This is a genomic window from Paenibacillus sp. 1_12 (assembly GCF_900114475.1).
GTDB lineage: Bacteria > Bacillota > Bacilli > Paenibacillales > NBRC-103111 > Paenibacillus_S.
This window is the reverse complement of the sequence record NZ_FOTE01000032.1, coordinates 1-19,508: the sequence shown is the minus strand read 5'-3', so window position 1 is coordinate 19,508 and position 19,508 is coordinate 1. Positions and strand designations below refer to the sequence as shown.

Below are 19,508 nucleotides of genomic sequence, written 5' to 3'. Positions count from 1 at the left end.
AAGTATTATGGAGAGTGACCATTATATAGAAACGGTTTATAATGGGGTTAACTATTTCCTTCAATTGGAAGAGAAAAGAGGGGTATCCAATGTACACGATCAATTTGTTTGAATCATCAATATATAGCAGCCATCTAAACAACAATTCTCAAATTACGTTGGATTTTGACTTACGCATTTTCGAAGACACCATTCATTTCGTTAACATCTCGCTAACCGATCAGCATCACAGCCTTCTGAACATATTTGATATTCAAGTCAGTGCAAAGTCGAGTTACACTGCGATCAAGAAGACGGTCGGACAAGTCCAATCATCACTTTGGGTATTTAATAAAAATTCTGGTCAAAACAAGTGGGACTGGATCTTCGACTCGAACGACATATCAGCTCTAGAAGGGGTTAGGTCTGGAGATGTAGGTTTTGAAATCGAAATAAAAGCAATTGTACAAATATCAGAGAACGGCAACAAGATGATGCCCCTCATTGGAAAAGAACACGTTCGCTTCTCTGAATCAGACTGGATCTCATTCACCAGGCATTTCGGGTATTCAACCAAGTTTGGGATGTCTTTACCACCTTCATTGTTGAACGATAAGAGCTGGATACAGGCATATGAACTTCTCGAAGATGCCAGGGAGCATATGCAAAGAGGTAAGACATACGACGCCTTACGTCAGTGCCTTTCCACTATCGAATCGTACATGGATTATGGAAAAGACCGAAGTGGACCATACAGCGAAAAAGTATGGGATGAGCTACTTCTAGATATCACACCTCAGAAGAAGGCTGGTATTACAGGGTTATTAGCAGGGACATCTACCTACCTTAACAAGATTGGACATCATAGGAACTCGAAGCAAAAGGATGACGGAAATCTAGCCACAATACCACTTGATCAATACGAGGCTGAGTTGATGATGGGGATATCTCAGCTTGTTGTAACGTATTTAGAAAAACTACGGACTGATTGCTAGTTCAACGGAGGAGATCAAAGTGAGACTTATAGCGGATGAGGTGCTTATCACAAAGTACCAAAGAATCATGGAAGAGAGAATTCTTGAAGCAAGTAATCATAAAATAAATTGTAATGTAGGTTATCCAGGAGGGAGTCTTGATGCAGAGGTAATGTGGCTAGAGGATTTAGGAATATGGTATTACCCTCGTGAACTTGATAATAAATACTGGAATGCCTTTGGGATGACTAAGCCAAAAGAAGGAAAAGGCGTATCCATTACTGGCGAGATCAATTTCCCCTTAGAAGGGGTGAACAGGTCGATCAATTCTGCCTTTGTTGAAAATGACGATAAGGTTTTCATTATACATCGCGGCAGAATGGGCGGAGGCAAACCAGGGGTTGATCAATCGTTGTTTCGAAACAATTATCGCGGGGAATGGTATGAGTTTATTGATAATGATAAGATATCTACTGGTGCGTTAGTTGGTAGTTTATTCTCAGTAGATTTTGCTGCACAAATTGCTCAATTTATTAAAGAATACAGCAGGATAAAAAATCTCGGTGGGCAACCAGTTCAGGACACCGATCCAGATGATGACGGCTTTTCCAAGGAGTTCGGAGGTAAGCGTAGAGGATACACTGTTTCTGACATCATTGAAGCGAACTGTAATCACGGCATCGTAGTAAATTCTTGTGTTGAGTATTTGAAAAGTAAAGGATTTGCAGTAAAAAATGATGTTAATCGAGATTTAGTTTTGTTGGATTCATTAAATAGGGAACGAGCGATATTTGAGTTTAAGACCGACTTATCTACAACAAGTTTATATTGTGCTATAGGTCAGTTATACTTTCACAAGAGAATCGAATCAATAAAGCCGGTTTATATTATGGTATTACCAGAGGGTCAGGTTAGCAAAATAAAGAATAAGCTGAGAGAGCTGCAGATCGAATTAATTACATATGAACTTAGTGAAGGGAAGGTTTCCTTTATTGGACTGAATAATCTCTTGGCAAATATCACATGAATTATTCATAACAGTTGATGCAAAGGAGAAAATGAGCAGTTTATATTCGTGGGAGTGGAAAAGGTGAGATATAAACGCGGTCAAATCGTTGGAGTTCCCCTTTGTGATAAAGAAACTATTGTTGAAACGAATGAGAAATTGATTGTAAAACGTGAAATATTGCAAATAGAAATAAATAAAGATGGTGATAAAACGGTAGCTGTTATTATGATGAATCCATCAGAGGCAGACTCTATTAAGTCTGATGGAACAGTTAACAGAGTCATCGCATTTTTTCTTAAGCCATTTCAACGTCCTTTGAATGAAAGAAACAGAAGAATCGAAGACATTAAGCATTTAAACATTTTGAATTTATTGCCCATTTATAATCCCAGATCAAAAGGACTACTTGATGATCTAAGTACAATAATTGCAGAGCATTACGATGAGTACTTACATTTATTACTTGAATCCAATATACAAAAAAATCTCGAGACAATAAGAACTTCGGACTATGTCGTGTTAGCATGGGGAATGCCAGAAAACTTTCCCCTTACACTGTATTATAAGCAGGTGTCAAAGGTTCTCGAAGCAGTAATATCTTTCGATAAGGAGATATTTGTATTTAGGGTTAGAAACTCTAAAGCTAGATATCATATAACCAAGCATTTAAACCCACCTCATCCATCAAGGTGTAAACTTCTCAGACTGGTTCGAGTTGATGTGAAATTATTTTACAGAATTGTACCAAGAGGTTTTCGGGATGAATTATAGAAAATTGCTGAACATATTTGTTGATTCTCGAAGTTACTTAGATAGAATTTAATAAAACGGCAGTATAGAACTCACAACCCGAGTTATGTACTGTCTTTCTTTTTGTAACTTGCAAAATAATTGTCCTGAGACCGAGGGCATTTCACTATCCCACAGCACCAATTACACAGAAGTATTCAATTGGCAATTTCTCTGCAGAATTGTGAACATAGTGAGATGTAGAATTAGATAAAGTTAGGAGTATTTTGCTCTAAATTGTTGAGAGCGAGTAGATTGAAGGGATATTGAGATTGAAGGCGAATTCCTATAATAGCGGAATTTGTTGGAAAAACAAGCAATTTATCATATGTAAATGATGATTTGAGGTGGTTAGCAACTTGGCTAAGAAGAAGGCAAACCCAAGAATAAAAATTGGCAGTAATAATGAAATGATTTTGTATGATCAAGTAGATGGCATTTGTCCATTATGCGCTAAACCACTAATGTATGATAAAACAAAGAAGGAAAAAGTGTTTGAAATTGCTCATATATATCCACTCAATCCTACGCCATCTGAACTGGTACTACTAAAAGATGAAGAGGTGTTGAGCACTGATTTAAACCATATAGATAATTTAATTTTGCTCTGTCCAACATGTCATACTAAATTTGATAAGCCAAGGACAGTTGCAGAATACAAGAAATTATTGGCTTTAAAGAAGCGATTAATCCATAAGAATAAAGTGTATGGTCAATTCAATGCATACAAAATCGAGGAAGAAATAAATGTAGTATTGGAAATGCTGGTCTCCGAAGTGCCGAGTGACCTAGAAGAAAACAAACTCAAATATGATGCTTTAAGAGTATCGGAAAAAGCTGATACTACATTGACAGCATTAACAAGAAGAGACATTGAGAATGATGTGGTTGATTATTATATAACAATTAAGCAAAGATTTGTTGACTTAAATAAATCACGTACAGGTTCGTTTGATTTGCTCTCAAGCCAGGTAAAGACTTTCTATACTGAATTGAAGGTATCGGGTATCAGTCAAGAAGATATTTTTGACGGAATTATTGAGTGGTTTAACAAGAAGACTAATAATCATTCTAGACCTGCCTGTAGGATTATTGCTTCATTTTTTGTCCAAAACTGTGAGGTGCTTTCATGATTTATCCGAACAAAATTATTAGGTTCAACCAGTCAATTCTTGGCAAGATGTTATTTGTGATGGATAAACTTGATTCAAAAATAATAAACATCGAGGAGCTATATACCGAAACATCTGAGCATTTTGAAGAAATAAGCGAGTTTTTTTATTCTTTAGATGTCTTATATGTTCTTGATGTGATCGATTATGATCTTGAGAAAGGACTGTTAATATATGCTAAAGGAGATTAGCTGCACTATTTTCAATGAAAAAACGGTGAAATTTTATAGTGGTCTGAATGTGGTTCTTGGGGATAGTGTCGCTTCCAATTCGATTGGAAAGTCAACATTCTTGATGGTACTAGATTTCATTTTTGGTGGAAGATCATATATAGATAAAAACTCTGATGTAGTAAGCAATATCAGTGAACATGACTTCAATTATTGTTTCGAGTTTAATGGAGAACCATATTACTTCAAAAGAGGAACGAAGACTTATCAAACAGTCTTTTTGTGTGATAAAGACTACAACCCAATAGAAGATCTTGATGTTGATAAATATACACAAAAGTTAAAAGAGTTATATGGGATTGGTATAGAGGATATTTCATTCAGATCCATTGTTAGTTTGTATTCAAGGGTTTGGCAAAAATCGAATTTTGATGTTAAAAAGCCTTTACATGAAGTCAGCACCCAAAAGAATCAGGTTGTCATAAATAATTTAATTAAACTCTTTAACCAGTATAATCGGATCATGAAGCTTGAGGCTGAAATAAAGGTCTTAAATGATTCGCAAAGTGCTATCAGAAAAGCTGAGAAATTTAATCATATACCGAAGATAAATAAAACAACATACAATAAAAATCTTCGTGAGCTGGAAAAGATTAATACTGAAATGGAGAAAACGGCGTTGGGAATCTCTCATACTGTTGCTGATATTGTTAATGCAATAAATAATGAGCTAGCTGATGAACTACGCAATTATAAACGACAAAGGTCAACTCAAGAGAGTAAGTTGAAAAGAATCCGAAAGGATTTATCTAACAGGGAGTCATTAAATGGTCAGCAGTTTAAAAAGTTGACTGATTTTTTCCCGAGTGTGAATTTAGAGAAACTTAAGGATATTGAAAGATTCCATGAATCAATCACGAATATCCTTCATGATGAATTGATAAAGGCAGAGAAGGAAACCGGTATCGAGCTTGAGTATCTCCAACATAAGATTGCCGAAACCGAAGAAAAGTTAACAAATATCGTAGCCAACAAGTCAGTCTCAAAGGAATTAATCCAACCATTAATTGAGTTGTCCTCTGTTTTGTACCAAAAACGAAATGAAAATTCAGCTTACATCAAAAAACAATCGGTGGCTGACGATTTAAAATCCACGAAGGAAAAACTGTCGCTAGTAAAAAGTGAAATAATTATTGAAATTTGCAATATTATCAACAACAGGATAGAGAGTTTTAATCAAATTGTGCATAAAGACGGTAGGCGTTCTCCAAAGATTGTGTTAACAGAAAATAACTATTCATATGGCATTGAAGATAACACAGGTACTGGGGAAGCTTATACAAACTTAATTACATTTGATTTGGCGATTCTTGAATTAACAGCTCTTCCGATCTTGATTCATGATTCGATGCTATTTAAGAATATTGAAAACAGTTCAGTAGAGAACATAATTGATATCTATAACGTTTTTGGAAAGCAGATATTCATTTCTATTGATGAAATCGAGAAATATAGTAAGGAAACTAAAAAGATTATTCAAAGTAAAAAGGTTCTGGAGTTGTCTAGAACAAAGCTACTGTTTATAAAAGATTGGCGGAAGAACAAATAATACTAGTAGAGCAGAGCAGCGTTAGGAATATTGTTTAATTTTCTATCCTTATATAGATGCCAAGAGAAACAGACAGTATAGAACTCGTATCCGAGTTTTGTGCTGTCTTTCTATTTGTATTTGTGGAAACGTCTCTTACTTGTTATATAGCATTGTTATTGCAGGAGTTAAGGGTGATATGTCGAAAGGAATATTAATCTGGAACATTTTAGGTCAATCTAATCTTACTCACAGAGGGGTTGATATTTTTGAGCAAGAAGAAGGTAACGCTGACAGTGAAAGAAGTATCTGAGATTCTCGGCATATCAAACGGGAAAATTTATGAAATGGTAAGAACGAGCCAGATTCCACATATAAAAGTTGGTAGTCGGGTTATTTTCCATGAAGATGTTCTTCGAGAATGGATGGGTGCATCGAGTATTACGCCAAGAGGACCATTGCTGACTCCGCTGACTTCTGATAGGACAGATTCGGACGAAGGGCTAGTTGGAACTCGGTTTGAGATGCATCTAACTAATGATACCATCCGTTTTATTCAGACAGTGCTGGAGATTCAAGAAGCTGATATAAAGAAGCATTTGGACGAGGTGTTCGATGAGAGTGCCACTAAGAGTGTTTATTACAAGGATAGACCTGAAGATTTAGAGAAACGCAGAATGTATGCCCAAAGGCGATATCATGCTCTTATTCTTGCTCTAGATGAAGTAGATCGTGAATATATCAGAGCCCAACAGAGGGAATTGAAATGATTGGATATGTAATTAGGGGTGAGGAAGAAGCTAAGAAATGGTATATCGGTCATATGAACTCAAAAGAGGCGGTGGAGTATCTTGGCATCTCAAGATATTCACTTCGTAAATTGGTGAAAGAAGACAAAATTCCATACACTAAATCTTACAGGGATGTTTCTTTTCACAAGACTATTCTTGATGCTTGGATGCGAGGGGAGTTCATTCCAGGTCGTGTTGCCCTTATACTTGGTGATGAGGTAATTGATTATGAACATGAGGATGCACTTCGAGAGCACTACACAAGGTATCCTCATTTGAAGGCAGAAACAAAAGAGAAGGAGTTAGCATCAAAACCGATTGTGAATTTGGAATATCGATATGAAGTTAATCGTGAAGGTGTTCACCTGATTGTGGGGTCTGTAGATTCTATCTTTGTCAATCAAACGTTTCTTAGCCATTCTGCGATTGATGAGTTGATTATGGCTGTTCAAAAATATCGGTCAGGAAAGAGCTTATTATAGTGATTGCATTCATAAATAAACTAATAATTACATAAAGGAGTCAGTTATGTATCCAAAGTTACAGATAGTTGATTATTCTACGATGGAAGCCATTGAAGGGCAACGACATGGTCATCAACTCAAAAATCAGTACTGGAGTAAAAATAAAGGTAGTGATCTGGCGGAGAGAGTAAAGAAACTTACGGAAGCTAATATATGGATCTACACACAATTGTATGATTTGTATCAGATGTTTCCGAACATAATTACATTTGATGATCTTTATGATAAGGATATAGAAAGTTCTTTAATGATCAAGTATTATTTGGTTTTTATGGAGAAAGATGAGTTTGTAATCGATAAGCTACTAGAAGATAGAGATATCACTTATGCTAGTAAACGAAAAGATGCAGGTCTGGTTTTTTATGAGTTTTCGTATGAAATTGATCGTGACTACATCAACAATAAATTGATGGTTCATATTATGAGGGATAAATATTTCGAAGTTGCTCAACACACTCAAACCAATAAAAAGGATCACTTTTATAGTACAAAAGATAATATCCTAGAATTAATTGATTCAGAATCGCCTTTAGGCACCATGAATATACCAGCCTTTAACTTTTTTGTCTCACTTACCCCGCTTAAAGTTATTCATGACATTGTAAATTATATTCTTATAGAACCTTACTCGAAGTTAAGATATACCAGTTACATCGGTATAAATAACGGCAAAGAATTATATCCTACTCATTGGGGTATTGATCGAGAGTTTTTAGAGAATTTTGGTCATCATGATTTTCATGATCCTATTTTCTATAAGGATCTAGATGAAATTCTACGTTCTACATGGGAAGCTAATCTTGCAAGAATTCTAAACGAAAAAGGTATTGAATGGAGATACGAAAAGGAAAGATATGAGGTTGACCTAGATAAGGAACAAAAAGCTAATTATTTGCCCGATTTTGTCCTTCCAATTGAAAAGGTAATTATCGAAGTGAAAGGTTTTTGGGATTCCTATAGTCTCAAAGCGTATACTGCTGCGAAGGAGAAATACTCTGAATGGACTTTTTTACATATCGATTCTGATATTTATTACTCAATTAACCAAGTATATAAAGATAAAGTACTGAATTGGGATTCCTCGAAAATATCGATTAAATCGGAAATTCTCCCAATAGTAGGTATTACCCAGAAGGAACGGATTCCTTTTGTTAAAAAATTACTAGTGGGGGATAAAGTAATCATTGAACGTAATTCAGATAATCCATACGATAAAAATGCAATTAAAGCTCTGGATAGTGATGGTGAACATTTGGGCTTCTTATCGAAAGAGTGGGCTAGTGTCTATGCAGAAAAAATGGATATGGGAATAAAATATCAATGTGAAGTAGTAAGTATTGAGCCCAAGGTTATTAAGATAAAAGTAGTTAGGGTAAATATTGATGAGGACATCATACCTAATATATTTAAGTCTCATTAAGAAGATGACATTTAGCTAAGGAACAAGATAAAGAGACAGTACAGAACTCGTAAGTGGAGTTTTGTACTGTCTCTCTTTTTGTAACACTAAAAATATTTAATGGATAATCCAAGGTAACTTTAATATTCAGGAGTAGCTACAGCATCAAAAACATAGAAGTATAGATTCGGTACCCGCCGCTGAGTAGTAAATCGCATCTCAGTAATTCAGGGGTAACTGGTCTTAAAGATCTGATTCTCACTTTACTCAATAAGAAAGGATTTGGTTAAGTGAAATTCCTGTTGAGACTAGAGAAAAATCATTCGGTTCGAATCAAGCTTATTTTGAATCGCTTCTATCGGAGAAGTATAATGCCCTTCGGCGGATTGCATTATTCATAAACGAGGGTTTCGTAAAACAGTTGTCAGCACAGCAGCAACAATGTATCCAAAGCTATTTCTCAAGTAATCGTAACTATAAAGTAGCGGCAGCCAGGATTAATGTTCCAGAAAGTAGCTTCAGAAAGTATCTATCCTATATCGATGCCATGATGATTGCTTTCGTTGGGGACAGAACAATAGACAATATTACTGGGGCAAAGACACTGCATGGTATCCAAAGTGCGACAAGCCACTTCACTAAGAATGTAAAGCAACTAATGGTTCATGCTTGACCGATCAAAGAAAATGCCAGTTAAGAACCTGTATTCGAGTATTTATTCTGCTTTAATCGTTAGCTTGTAAAATATCTGTCCTGCGAGGCTCACAAATCGATTATATCGTACTAGTGGTTTCGGTAACGCAGTTTAATCGATTACAAGCCTTCTGTACTTCAAGGGTAACGCCCTTCAAATGGTTTTCTCCTTCCTGTTATATAGAAGCAATTATTCATTCTGCGGTAGATGTCCGAAAATTTACCCTTCAGGGTTGTTAAAAGAACAGAAATCCTTCTTTTCTTGTAAAAGATATTCAATAAAGCTCGTCCGTAGGTTCATAACTCTTGAGTTTTGGTCTACTGAATTACCTGCAGTTTTGGGACGGTAGAATGCGGGTTTAATCGGTGTCAAAACATAGTGTCATAATTCAATTCATAAAAATCTAGGTGGTGGCTTATATCATGCCGAAATACGGGTACGGTCGAGTAAGTACAGTTGGGCAGTCCAAACATGGTAATAGTTTGGAGCATCAAGTGAATTTATTACTCTCAGAAGGGGTTGATCAATCCTTTATTTTTATCGACAATTTTACAGGCTCAAAAATGGATCGTCCTCAGTTCTCTAAGTTGTTTCAGGTATTAAAAGCTGGCGATACGTTGGTAGTGACCAAGTTAGATCGATTTGCCCGTTCAACTATGGAAGGTGAAAAGATCGTAAAAATCTTAATCGAACGTGGCGTTCGGATTCACATTCTTAATATGGGGATTTTGGATAATACATCGACAAGCATTTTGATTCGAACTATTTTCTTTGCCTTTGCTGAGTTCGAGCGAAATATGATCATTGAGCGGACTGCCGAAGGGAAAGCAATCGCCAAGCAAAAAGAAGGCTTCAGAGAAGGTCGCCCAAGAAAGTTTACACCAAAACAATTGGAAAATGCGATAAGTATGCTCCAAACGCATACCATGAATGACGTTGTCGCTATAACGACAATTAGTGAAAGCACAATTAAGCGAGAGCTTAGGAAACGGAGAATTCAAAATGGACAAGTTTAACTTAGCTAAGATGGGTATTCAAGTGGAGTTGGTTCCGATAGCCGATCAAAATCTAAAGGTCATTGCTAACGAGGTTATATTTCAACTAGAGGATGACAACCCAAATCAAGATGACTTTCAATTTCATGCCCAGGATTTACGTAGGGTTCAAGCTGATATTGACCTTCACTTTAAGAAGCGGGCGATTGAGTCGTACAAGGGAACTGCTCCGTTGATACTCTCAATAATTCAAGGAGTTAACGATCCATTCCCTAATACATTATCGGTTCCCAAAGCCTATGAGTTGATTCTTACAGTCAATCAACCAGAGTTTTGATTCAACGGCAGGGTAATGGGTCATTATGATCAGTTGTCGGCTAAAGGAGTTAATTTTGCAATTGCTGGATTTGGACAAGACTTTTTATCTTTACCATTCTTGATGAAACTGCGACCGAAGTATATTAAGTTGGCATCGGAATTGATTGAATCTTGTGCTGATGATGAAATATTAAACAACGTGGTAAAACTGATGCAGCTCTACAGGGATTTGGATATCAAAATCATTGCTAACGGTATTTATTCAGAAGCAGAGTTTGAGCGTTTGAAGCCACTTGCCGATGCGTTCCAGGGTTATTGGATCTCAGAACAGGTACGTAATCTTAAGTAATATTGAATGGTCATGTAATGCGAGGGGGTAAGGCAGTGGGGTTGCCCGAACAGTTTCGTGAAAACGCCGATACGATAACAGCGGCGGTATATATTTCAGTTATCAATATGGAAAGATATGATGCTGATCGAGCAATCGCCACGAAGCTCCAGAAGATACATGCCTTTGTAGATCGTTTTGAAATTGTCCTCATCGAATCCTACATTGATAGGGATGTTTCAATATTAGAGTGGAATAGGTTGAATGAGGATACCAATGCAGGAAGATATCATGTGATTCTTCATTGTGGGGAGATCAGGTTTAGCAGCTTTACTGATTTTAAGTCCGTTGCAATTAATGTTCAGCAGCAGAGGATATCAATTGAAAGTCAGTAAAATTGTAATAGGGGCGAAACAATCATGGTAAAAGTTGATGTAGAAGGTTTTCGATATGAGTGTCTAGGGGTTCTTGAGAAAGTAGAGTCGTTAATAAATGTTGGAGTACAGAATGGTATCACAAAGCAATATGATTTAAGTAGTTTGAAGAAAGATATTGAATTACTCCAAACTGCTAAGGATGTAACAAACTTCAAAGCAGATAGGGGTTTTAAGGAATTGAAAAGACTTACTCGATTATGTGGGCGTGTTTGCTGTGAAGTGGTTGTTGAGCCTAACACAATAATGCAGCTAGTTGTTTGTAATACCTGTCCGATTTTTGAGTTTGAGAAGAATTATTTATAGGAAGGGGATGTCTGCGAATGCGAGAGACGTCAAAAATAAATAGACCGGATAATTTACTGATTGCTTTAGTATTTAGCAAACAAACGGGATTACATGTTACAACGATAGTTGGACACTACAGCGAGATTCTTCCAGATGTCAATCTATTGGATAAACAGCAGAAGAGGCAAAAATATCAGGAGGATAATAGATTCATAAATATTCTGCTTCATAATTGTGTGAGCAAGAAGAAGAACTTCAATGAGGTCTATGAATTCATCCGTCGAGAGAGGTTTGAAATTAACTGGGTGACAATTTTCGATCAGTTAGATGAAATCCTAAGTCTTTACACATTAATCAATGAGCATGGGAAACCAATATATCCGATTACCGCTTCAATAAAGCAAGACGCTATAAGAGTTAGGCACTTATTGCGAAGACGTAGGAAGGAATTCGACCTGACTGGTACATCAAAACTGAACCATGCAGCGCCAATTGAATTTGGTGCTCACCTGAGGAGAATTGTTAGTTAGAGATGTCTCGTCCAAGTAAGAGTTATTCGGCATTTGAAGAAGATAATGAAAATCGCACCTATTTTTTTGCCGAGTGACTATTTTATATACGGATGTATCATCATTTGTAAATTTTCTGGTCTTGGATATATGTAAAATGGCGTTGGTTAACCATGCCACTGATAAGATTTATTGTGATTCAAAAGGGTTTTATGGTTAGGGAAGTAAAAAGAATTTCAGCACCCAATGGTAAAGATATAATATATAAACAAGACAACGAATGTAAGAAAACCAGTAAGATTGAACAGAGAAAGAACATCAACGATTAGGTCAGCTTAACCCGATAACTCGAGCAACCAGAAACATACTCCCCATCCCTCCACCCACTCGACCAGTCTACCCACTTATCCCACTGATTCACAGAACATAATAATTTAATTTCAGGAACATATATTCGCTGACAATTATGATGTCAAAAACAACTTGTATAATAATGCAATAGAACTCAAGTCTGATCTCTGAAATAAATAAGCTTGAAGTAGGAAGGGATTTATTGTATTTTGTCGAATTGGTTCATATTACCTACAATGGGATTTTTGAAAGGGACTTACCAATGGGCAATAAAGACGAGAAAAAAGGTCATAGTGGTTTTATTGACTCAACCATAGGGTCTGCAACAACTGAAAATGTTGAGAGATACGGAAGAGCGGCATCAGAGTTTATAAAAGGTTATAAAGGGTCGGTTGATGCTAATGGCGATATTGTAAGGAAGGGACTAAAACAAGTATCTGAATCCAAGGTGCATCCTGATTTCGAGTATCAGAACATAAAACAGCAAGCGGGCTTCTCTGCCGAGATCAATTATGTCGATAAAACAAATGCCGAAAATATCATCAATAAGAGTGACGCTCGCATTCATCGTTCAAATGATATAGGAAGAGGCAACGACCCTCAATTCGATATATTGTCTGTTGACGACTCTGGCAACCCTTCGTGGGGTGCTCAGATGAAGTTTTGCGGTAAATTTGGAACTACTGAGGAAATTAGGAATAGCTCAGAGAACTTAGTGGATAAAATGACGGGCGATAAGTGGGAAAGGTACAGGGGAAATGACGTCCTAGTTCCGAATGAGCAGTTTGAAATCGCTAAAAAGTATGCCGAAGATAAAGCTAGTAGCTTATCTGAGCAGGCTGAGAAATTTAGAAACCAAGGTCAATTCGACAAAGCTGATCTCTTGGAACTGAAGGCAGAAAAGTATCGACAAGTATCGAGTGATTTGAAGGACAGCGGGATTACTTCCAAAGAAGCTATCTTCCTTCGTGAACATCCCCAATTGGCAACGGCAAAATATGTTTTAGAGACAGCACATCGGTCGGGGCTTGAGAATGCAAAGAGTGCAGCTTTAATATCTGCGGCGATTTCAACAGCACAAAACGTCACCAGTCTCATTAGAGGTGAGAAACGGGCAGGTGAAGCACTAAAGGATGTTGCTAAAGATACTGCAGCTGGAGCGGCAACGGCTTATGTCATTGGTGCAAGCGATACAGCTATAAGAGGGTTCATGGCAGCAAGTCAAAACAGTGTTTTTGTAAATTTGTCAAAAACCAACATGCCTGCGATGATCGCCACTGCGACAGTACAAGTAGGAAAGTCATTAATTCGATATGCAAGGGGTGAAATAGATAGCCTTGAGCTTGTTGAAGAGTTAGGTGAAAAAGGGACGGGCATGATGGCAGCAAGCTTTGGAGCAGCCGTAGGTACAGCAATATTCCCAGGTGTAGGAACTGTCATTGGGGGTATGGTCGGCTATTTAGCAAGCTCATCGATATATAACGCATGTATGCAGACTCTTCGAGAAGAGCGGTTTTCTCTTGAGCGAAGAAATAAAATACGTGCTATAGCAACAGCCGCGATCGAAGCGATGGGTAAGCAGGGTAACGAGCTACTAGAAATGATTGAGAAATTCTACGCTGAAAGGCGGAAAGTCTTCTCCGAATCACTCTCGATGTTGGAATCCGCGAGGCACATCGGAAATATTGAGTTATTCACGCAGGGTCTGAACAAAATTGCGGTTGAAATGGGCGGAGCACTACAATTTAAGAACTTTACAGAGTTCAATAATTTTATGTCTGACAAGGCTACGATACTAGATTTTTAACTATATTGAGGAGGAATAAAAATGCCATTACCTTTAATACCAGCAATCGCTGTAGGCATAGCAGCTATAACAGCTGCAGTTGGAGCCAAGAAGGGATTAGATGCGAAACGAGATATGGGTAAAGCTAAGGCTCTGAATCAAACATCTCAGGACATTGCGAAAGAAGCGGAAGAATTTGTTGAAATGGCAAGAGAAAACACCAATGAGGCTATTACTGAGCTAGGACAGGAGAAAATTCGAATCCTTTCAACGTCAATAAATGAGTTTGTTGTTAACTTTGAGAAAATAAAGAATATTAATCTTAAGAATAGCGAAGGTATCGATGAGCTGAGAAATTTCAATCCATCTAGTGAGAGCTTCCAACAATTGAAAAATGCATCATTTGAAGCTAAGAAAATTGCAATAAATGGACTAGCTGCAATTGGTTCTGGAGCTTTGCTTGCGTACGGTACGTACAGTGTCGTTATGAGTGGGCTTGGAGGGTTATTGGTTACAGCAACTACAGGTACTGCCTTGGGAACACTATCAGGTGTAGCCGCTACGAATGCGACATTGGCGTGGCTTGGCGGAGGTGCTTTGGCTGCAGGTGGTCTAGGGGTAACTGGCGGAATGATGGTTTTAGGAGGTATCGTTGCGGGACCTGCACTTGCTATAGGTGGAGCAATTTTTGCAAGCCAAGCTAGAAGCGCTCTTAATGATGCCTACGGAAATTATGATAAAGCGAAAGCTTTCAAAGCACAGGCAAAGAACATTGGTATTGCCTTAAAAGCAATATATACTCGTGCAAATCAACTTACTGAACTTTTGAAAAAGCTAGACGTATTCTTCGTTCATCAAGTAAGTGTATTGCGATTCATTATCAAGTCTAAAGGTGTGAACTGGGAAGATTACTCTGAATTTGAGAAGCAAGAGATCTACAAGTGTGTCCAACTAGCCAAAACGATTAAGGTCATTCTCGATTCTTCCCTTCTTAAACAAGAGGGTCAATTGGATGAAGCGAGTGGTTACGTGGTTGAGAATGGAAATAAGTATCTCGAAACATTAATGCAAGGTTGAGATGTTTAATTGCGATCAATGCGGATTGTGTTGTAAGAAAGTGGGTGTTACGGAGCAGTATAAACATCTGGATCGTGGTGATGGGGTATGCTTGCACTTTGATACAAGCACGAATCTTTGTGGTATATATGAAGATCGCCCCGTCATCTGCAGAGTAGATGAATCGTACGATCTATTCTTTAAAGATCAAATATCCCTCCAGGAATTTTACTCTCTAAACTACAAAGCATGTGACACATTAAAGAGATTGGAGTTGCATAAGATGAGTGACTTAAAGTTAGCATTTGAGGATAAATTCGAAGAACTTTTTGGCTATAAACCTTGGAATGGAGATGAAAAACAGGTGCGAAACGCACTTGAAATCATTTGCCAAGGTAAATCTAAGAAAGATGAAATAATTGCTATTATTGATACGAGTATTTCGACAAATGGAAAATCAGGTATGGTACTGACGCTTGATTCTGTCTACGTAAAAGATGCTGGTAACAGCACTTCAAAGTTTATAGCGAAATATGAGGACATAGAGTCTACATACATTAACGAAGATAGATTTCTTGGTGTCGATATTACAGCCTTAGAATTGAATACAAACTACGGGACTCAGTATAGAATCAGCATTGATAAGATAAGTAAGCGGAAACTAATGGAGTTTTTAGATTATGCAAGCTCTCTGTATCAGGAAGATGATAAACTTGAATGGTAAGTTATTATAAATGGTTGAAATAGCTCGAAAATATAAGTCAGAAACCCGCCATACAAATTATGGCGGGTTTCTATTTAGCTAAAGTATCAACTTGCTGATTTTCGTGACCTTCTTTTTATATCAGCTCTCAACTCTTCAACAACCTCAAGAATCGTAAGACCATATTTTCTGATGGCGAAATCTACGACCAAGATCAGTTCTTCATAAGTCCACATCACAACTTTTTTACCATATTTCCGAGCAAGGTCTTGGAGCGTAGCTACAAAGCCTTGTTCCAACTCACCAGCTATGACAATTCCCAAGACATTTACGCTTGAATCCCTACAGGTATATACAAACTGACGAAGCATTTCTTGAGCTTTTTTATGAGTCGGATTGATCGGTCTTTTCTCATAGCTCTTAGCAATACCTATAAATATAGCATCATCCATCCCAAGCATTTGCATCGAAAAGCTGATGTCACCAAACTCCTGACCATGATGTGGATGCAACGTATGATCTGTAAATGTAACGAAGGGCTTCATGATACATCGGACACTTTTCTCATGCTGACAAGCCTGACATGCATCAACACTATGTTTTGAACATTTCTCTGTAATAAGCTTGAGCACTTCTTCAAGTTCTTCACGCCTATTCGGGGTAATTCTCCGATCCCAGACTGGCTTGAATTGTTCCAGTTCCCTGACCTTAAACAAGACCTTCGTTGCAACTTTAGCTGAATAATGAAGCACATTATTAACCAGGAAGAAGGACTCTTCCTCTTGAGCAAATCCCTCGTTAGGAAAGTACTTGACCGTTATCTTCTCAATCAGCTCAATAAGAGTCGACTTGGGGTGAAGAAGAACTCCATCATACCAAGAATCAATCCGAACCTTGTGATCCATTAGGCAGCGCACATTGTTCTGTTGAAGATCATTATGACAGAATGAACAAATGACTTTCGGTGCTTGCCCTTTTCTAACAGAGATCTCCAGAAGGTCAGTGTTCCCACAATGATTACATGTAATATCCGCATAGTGATCACAGCTTTCACAGTATGGATGGAATCGTATCAATGCATGCTTCTTAAGTAGTCCAACGATTTTATCGGTATTTAAGTCAAGAAGCTTAAAGCTTTCAATCTTCTTAGTCTTGCAGGTAATGATCCCTTTGATAACCTCGAGGATGACCTTCTTCTCATCATTTGAGGTAGTGAAGGAGACTAAGTCTGGATCTACATCGAGACCGAAGGAGTTAAACATCTCATCGATATCACCATTCTCCTGTATGGAGTTAATATGGTTCATAATTTGCCCGATGCGCCAGATGCCCCAACGTCTCATTTCAGTAGCCTTTAGCTGTCGCGTAAGATAGATTTTCCCCTTATCATTATTCACTCCAAGGGTCGAAAAAAAGTCACCATCTTCATCTATTGCTTCCTGATAGACTGAGCTTGGCGAATCATACCCTTCATACTCGGTAAGCTGTCCAACTTTATCTCCTAAATGGCTATCTGCCAGTGTCACTTTATCTGGTTTGCCGGAGGAAGGGTCTGGATTACTGAGTGTCGTGCGCTTCATGGCTTCTTTGCTGAATACGCTATCAACAATTTTCTTAGTAATGTTCACAGATGGTACGAAGCAGTCGAAGGCTCGTTCTATAGTTTTTGATACAATTCCCACTAATGATTCAGTAGGTATACTTATACTAACAAACCGTTGGTCAAAGTTGATCCATAAGAAGCCGAACTTCAATTCGTAAATAAAATCGGACTGTTCGGTATCGGGATTGATATAGTTATATCTCTCTTGGTATTTTAAGGCGATTTCTAATGTCTCAGGATTAACAACGGTCTGGTCAATGGCTAATAGCCCCGATATGCTGTCATTGGGGTAAGTGATCTGCTGGAGTAGTTCGTTCATTTTGGTAACGGCAGCATCGCTCTTATTTTCGGTAATAAACTGAGATGAGTTCATTTTGGGGTCATATGGTCGTAGCATGAATAGCCTAAAATTAGGTCGACGGCTATATCTATTATCTTCATAGCAAGCTTCGATGTCAGCTTCAGTGATTTCTGGCGAGATATTAACAATCTCCACTAACTTCTGTTTATCTAGTCGCTCCATAGCAACATTTAATTCTCTTTTGATTTCCCGCTTGACAACAACACGATAACGATTAATCAACTCTTTCTCTGCTACCTTTGAATATAATAGATGACGGATTACTCCATTCTGTACATGAAGTAATTTATCTGCATGCTTATCCGACATATTAACCCCCCTCGATAATAGATTAACAATTAGTGCTTTCTACATTTCAAAATCTGAAAATTAAGTCTATTATATCATATTTCCAGAATCATGTAGAAGTGTGTCAATTCTATGACAACAGTGAAAAGTTTGCCCGCGGCAGTGGAAATCTATTTTGACAGTTATTTTACGAGAATAAATATTTAAGTAAAGTAAGAAGTACGATAAAAAACGTTAATTAAACACAAAACAGAAAAACGATTTCAAATAGACCATCTCAGCCTGACATAACGAGCAACTTAATCTATCTTCTTATCCCTCCTACTCGACCACTCGATCATAGAAGATTTCTTACTTTAGGAGATTAAAACACAATGGAGACAACTTTAACGCTGGACTTATACCCAATATATCAACCAACAGAATGTAACGTCGATAATAGCTCAGGTGTAAGCGAGATACAAATTACCCTGGAGAGCGCAGCAATTCTTAATACTCCAAATCGAGCACTAAAGGTTTACAGCAGTTATTTGGCGAATGGTGCTTTATCTGATTTAGTACGTCACAAATCACTATTTCGAGGAAGTTCTGAGAAAGTTGAAACTAAGAATTACGAAGAGGAACTTTCAAATGAAGCTGTATTGACCATGTTGATCCGGTCTGTGTTTAGAAATTCAAAAGAAGATAGAGAATTGTTGCAATCGGTGAAAGAGGTAATAAAGAGTCAGTATCAAGACTGGACTTGAAGTGTCAGTAACACATTCCAATATTGAGAGGGGTATAAATATGCTATTGCGTCATATTTGCGAGGTATGTGGTAAAGAAGAGGTTCTAACTCCAGAGCAGGGTCATGATCAAGGATGGGATTACCCTCCTAAAATGGGTCAGTTCAAAATCGTATCTCCGAGAACCTGCGGGAGTTGTGCAATTAACGGCACTTTATGGTGGGCAATGGGTATGGAGGGGAAGCAAGTAGATGATTTAGATGAAAAGCAGCTCGAAACGCTCCATCGTATCTTGCATGAGCCGGAAAGTATTGCGGTAACTGATTGATCTTGTAAGTATTGAAGATCGGTCACTCATGGTTTCTTTTTAGCCCCCTAGAAGCTTTGGACAGTACACCCCTTAATCAAATACAATATGAATAGACGGAGGGGAACGTTATGAAACGAGTACAATATGATCTTAATTTCAAGATGGATATCGTTCGAAAAGGGAAAGAAATCGGGAACTTTACAGCTATAGCCCGACAGCACGAATTGGATCCCAAGATGGTGTTGCGGTGGGCAAGAGAGTTGAACCGTAAAGATGTAGATCAACTGGATGGAGCCAGCAAAAGACAGGCTGCTTTTATCCCTACAGCTGAAGATTTCAAGCAGTTGGAACATGAGAATGAAAA

22 protein-coding genes and 1 pseudogene are annotated in these 19,508 nt (G+C 37.7%); 22 read left to right on the top strand and 1 reads right to left on the bottom strand.

Annotated features, from left to right (window positions below; all coding sequences use genetic code 11):
- Window positions 1–89: 89 nt before the first annotated feature.
- The 19 genes and pseudogenes from BM210_RS31930 (at window position 90) to BM210_RS34490 (ending at window position 15,878) form a co-directional block, all read left to right on the top strand.
- Entirely contained in the window at window positions 90–974 is an 885-nt protein-coding gene (locus tag BM210_RS31930; RefSeq protein ID WP_091176732.1) for a hypothetical protein, read from the top strand.
- 19 nt (window positions 975–993) lie between these two features.
- A complete protein-coding gene (locus BM210_RS31925; protein WP_091176731.1) occupies window positions 994–1,980 on the top strand; it encodes a hypothetical protein in 987 nt (328 codons plus the stop codon).
- A 63-nt stretch (window positions 1,981–2,043) separates the two neighbouring features.
- Window positions 2,044–2,733, top strand: a complete 690-nt coding sequence (locus tag BM210_RS31920) for a DUF1643 domain-containing protein (protein ID WP_218185006.1) — start codon at window positions 2,044–2,046, stop codon at window positions 2,731–2,733.
- A 377-nt stretch (window positions 2,734–3,110) separates the two neighbouring features.
- Window positions 3,111–3,884: an ABC-three component system protein gene (locus tag BM210_RS31915; protein ID WP_091176729.1), complete on the top strand. Its 774-nt coding sequence runs from the start codon at window positions 3,111–3,113 to the stop codon at window positions 3,882–3,884.
- Window positions 3,881–4,114, top strand: coding sequence for an ABC-three component system middle component 7 (locus tag BM210_RS36430; protein WP_091176728.1), 234 nt, complete (start codon window positions 3,881–3,883; stop codon window positions 4,112–4,114). The genes BM210_RS31915 and BM210_RS36430 overlap by 4 nt, the downstream gene beginning before the upstream one ends.
- A complete protein-coding gene (locus BM210_RS31905) occupies window positions 4,098–5,702 on the top strand; it encodes a DUF2326 domain-containing protein (protein WP_091176727.1) in 1,605 nt (534 codons plus the stop codon). Before BM210_RS36430 ends, BM210_RS31905 begins: the two co-directional genes overlap by 17 nt.
- A gap of 248 nt (window positions 5,703–5,950) precedes the next feature.
- The gene (locus BM210_RS31900; protein ID WP_177238123.1) at window positions 5,951–6,451 is read left to right on the top strand and encodes a helix-turn-helix domain-containing protein; all 501 of its coding nucleotides are present in this window, start codon (window positions 5,951–5,953) and stop codon (window positions 6,449–6,451) included.
- Window positions 6,448–6,954 (top strand): helix-turn-helix domain-containing protein, encoded by a 507-nt coding sequence (locus BM210_RS31895; RefSeq protein WP_091176725.1) that lies wholly within the window; start codon window positions 6,448–6,450, stop codon window positions 6,952–6,954. The genes BM210_RS31900 and BM210_RS31895 overlap by 4 nt, the downstream gene beginning before the upstream one ends.
- 46 nt (window positions 6,955–7,000) lie before the next feature.
- Complete coding sequence (locus BM210_RS31890; RefSeq protein ID WP_091176724.1) at window positions 7,001–8,416, top strand: HIRAN domain-containing protein; 1,416 nt, start codon at window positions 7,001–7,003, stop codon at window positions 8,414–8,416.
- 1,095 nt (window positions 8,417–9,511) lie between these two features.
- Window positions 9,512–10,105: a recombinase family protein gene (locus tag BM210_RS31885; protein ID WP_091176723.1), complete on the top strand. Its 594-nt coding sequence runs from the start codon at window positions 9,512–9,514 to the stop codon at window positions 10,103–10,105.
- Complete coding sequence (locus tag BM210_RS31880; RefSeq protein WP_091176722.1) at window positions 10,092–10,421, top strand: hypothetical protein; 330 nt, start codon at window positions 10,092–10,094, stop codon at window positions 10,419–10,421. The genes BM210_RS31885 and BM210_RS31880 overlap by 14 nt, the downstream gene beginning before the upstream one ends.
- A gap of 15 nt (window positions 10,422–10,436) precedes the next feature.
- The gene (locus BM210_RS31875) at window positions 10,437–10,751 is read left to right on the top strand and encodes an EAL domain-containing protein (RefSeq protein WP_091176721.1); all 315 of its coding nucleotides are present in this window, start codon (window positions 10,437–10,439) and stop codon (window positions 10,749–10,751) included.
- A gap of 41 nt (window positions 10,752–10,792) precedes the next feature.
- Window positions 10,793–11,125, top strand: coding sequence for a hypothetical protein (locus BM210_RS31870; protein WP_143101135.1), 333 nt, complete (start codon window positions 10,793–10,795; stop codon window positions 11,123–11,125).
- 24 nt (window positions 11,126–11,149) lie between these two features.
- A complete protein-coding gene (locus BM210_RS31865) occupies window positions 11,150–11,470 on the top strand; it encodes a hypothetical protein (protein WP_091176719.1) in 321 nt (106 codons plus the stop codon).
- A gap of 17 nt (window positions 11,471–11,487) precedes the next feature.
- Window positions 11,488–11,982: a hypothetical protein gene (locus BM210_RS31860; protein ID WP_091176718.1), complete on the top strand. Its 495-nt coding sequence runs from the start codon at window positions 11,488–11,490 to the stop codon at window positions 11,980–11,982.
- Window positions 11,983–12,514: 532 nt separating this feature from the next.
- Entirely contained in the window at window positions 12,515–14,119 is a 1,605-nt protein-coding gene (locus BM210_RS31855; protein WP_091176717.1) for a hypothetical protein, read from the top strand.
- A 21-nt stretch (window positions 14,120–14,140) separates the two neighbouring features.
- Window positions 14,141–15,175, top strand: coding sequence for a hypothetical protein (locus tag BM210_RS31850; RefSeq protein ID WP_091176716.1), 1,035 nt, complete (start codon window positions 14,141–14,143; stop codon window positions 15,173–15,175).
- A gap of 1 nt (window position 15,176) precedes the next feature.
- Window positions 15,177–15,332: pseudogene (locus tag BM210_RS36425) on the top strand (YkgJ family cysteine cluster protein); the annotation flags it as partial.
- A gap of 105 nt (window positions 15,333–15,437) precedes the next feature.
- On the top strand, window positions 15,438–15,878 hold the full coding sequence (locus BM210_RS34490; RefSeq protein WP_256224184.1) for a hypothetical protein: 441 nt from the start codon (window positions 15,438–15,440) through the stop codon (window positions 15,876–15,878).
- Between the two features lie 86 nt (window positions 15,879–15,964).
- Here BM210_RS34490 and BM210_RS31840 read toward each other — a convergent pair whose 3' ends face one another.
- Window positions 15,965–18,130 carry a hypothetical protein gene (locus tag BM210_RS31840; RefSeq protein WP_091176715.1) on the bottom strand — a complete coding sequence of 722 codons (2,166 nt, stop codon included), beginning with the start codon at window positions 18,128–18,130 and terminating at the stop codon, window positions 15,965–15,967.
- A 353-nt stretch (window positions 18,131–18,483) separates the two neighbouring features.
- Between BM210_RS31840 and BM210_RS31835 the strand changes: the two genes are divergently transcribed.
- The 3 genes from BM210_RS31835 to BM210_RS31825 form a co-directional block, all read left to right on the top strand.
- Window positions 18,484–18,855 (top strand): hypothetical protein, encoded by a 372-nt coding sequence (locus BM210_RS31835; RefSeq protein ID WP_091176714.1) that lies wholly within the window; start codon window positions 18,484–18,486, stop codon window positions 18,853–18,855.
- A gap of 40 nt (window positions 18,856–18,895) precedes the next feature.
- Window positions 18,896–19,162: a hypothetical protein gene (locus tag BM210_RS31830; protein WP_091176713.1), complete on the top strand. Its 267-nt coding sequence runs from the start codon at window positions 18,896–18,898 to the stop codon at window positions 19,160–19,162.
- 110 nt (window positions 19,163–19,272) lie between these two features.
- The coding region (locus BM210_RS31825) for a hypothetical protein (RefSeq protein ID WP_091176712.1) at window positions 19,273–19,508 on the top strand (236 nt) is incomplete at its 3' end.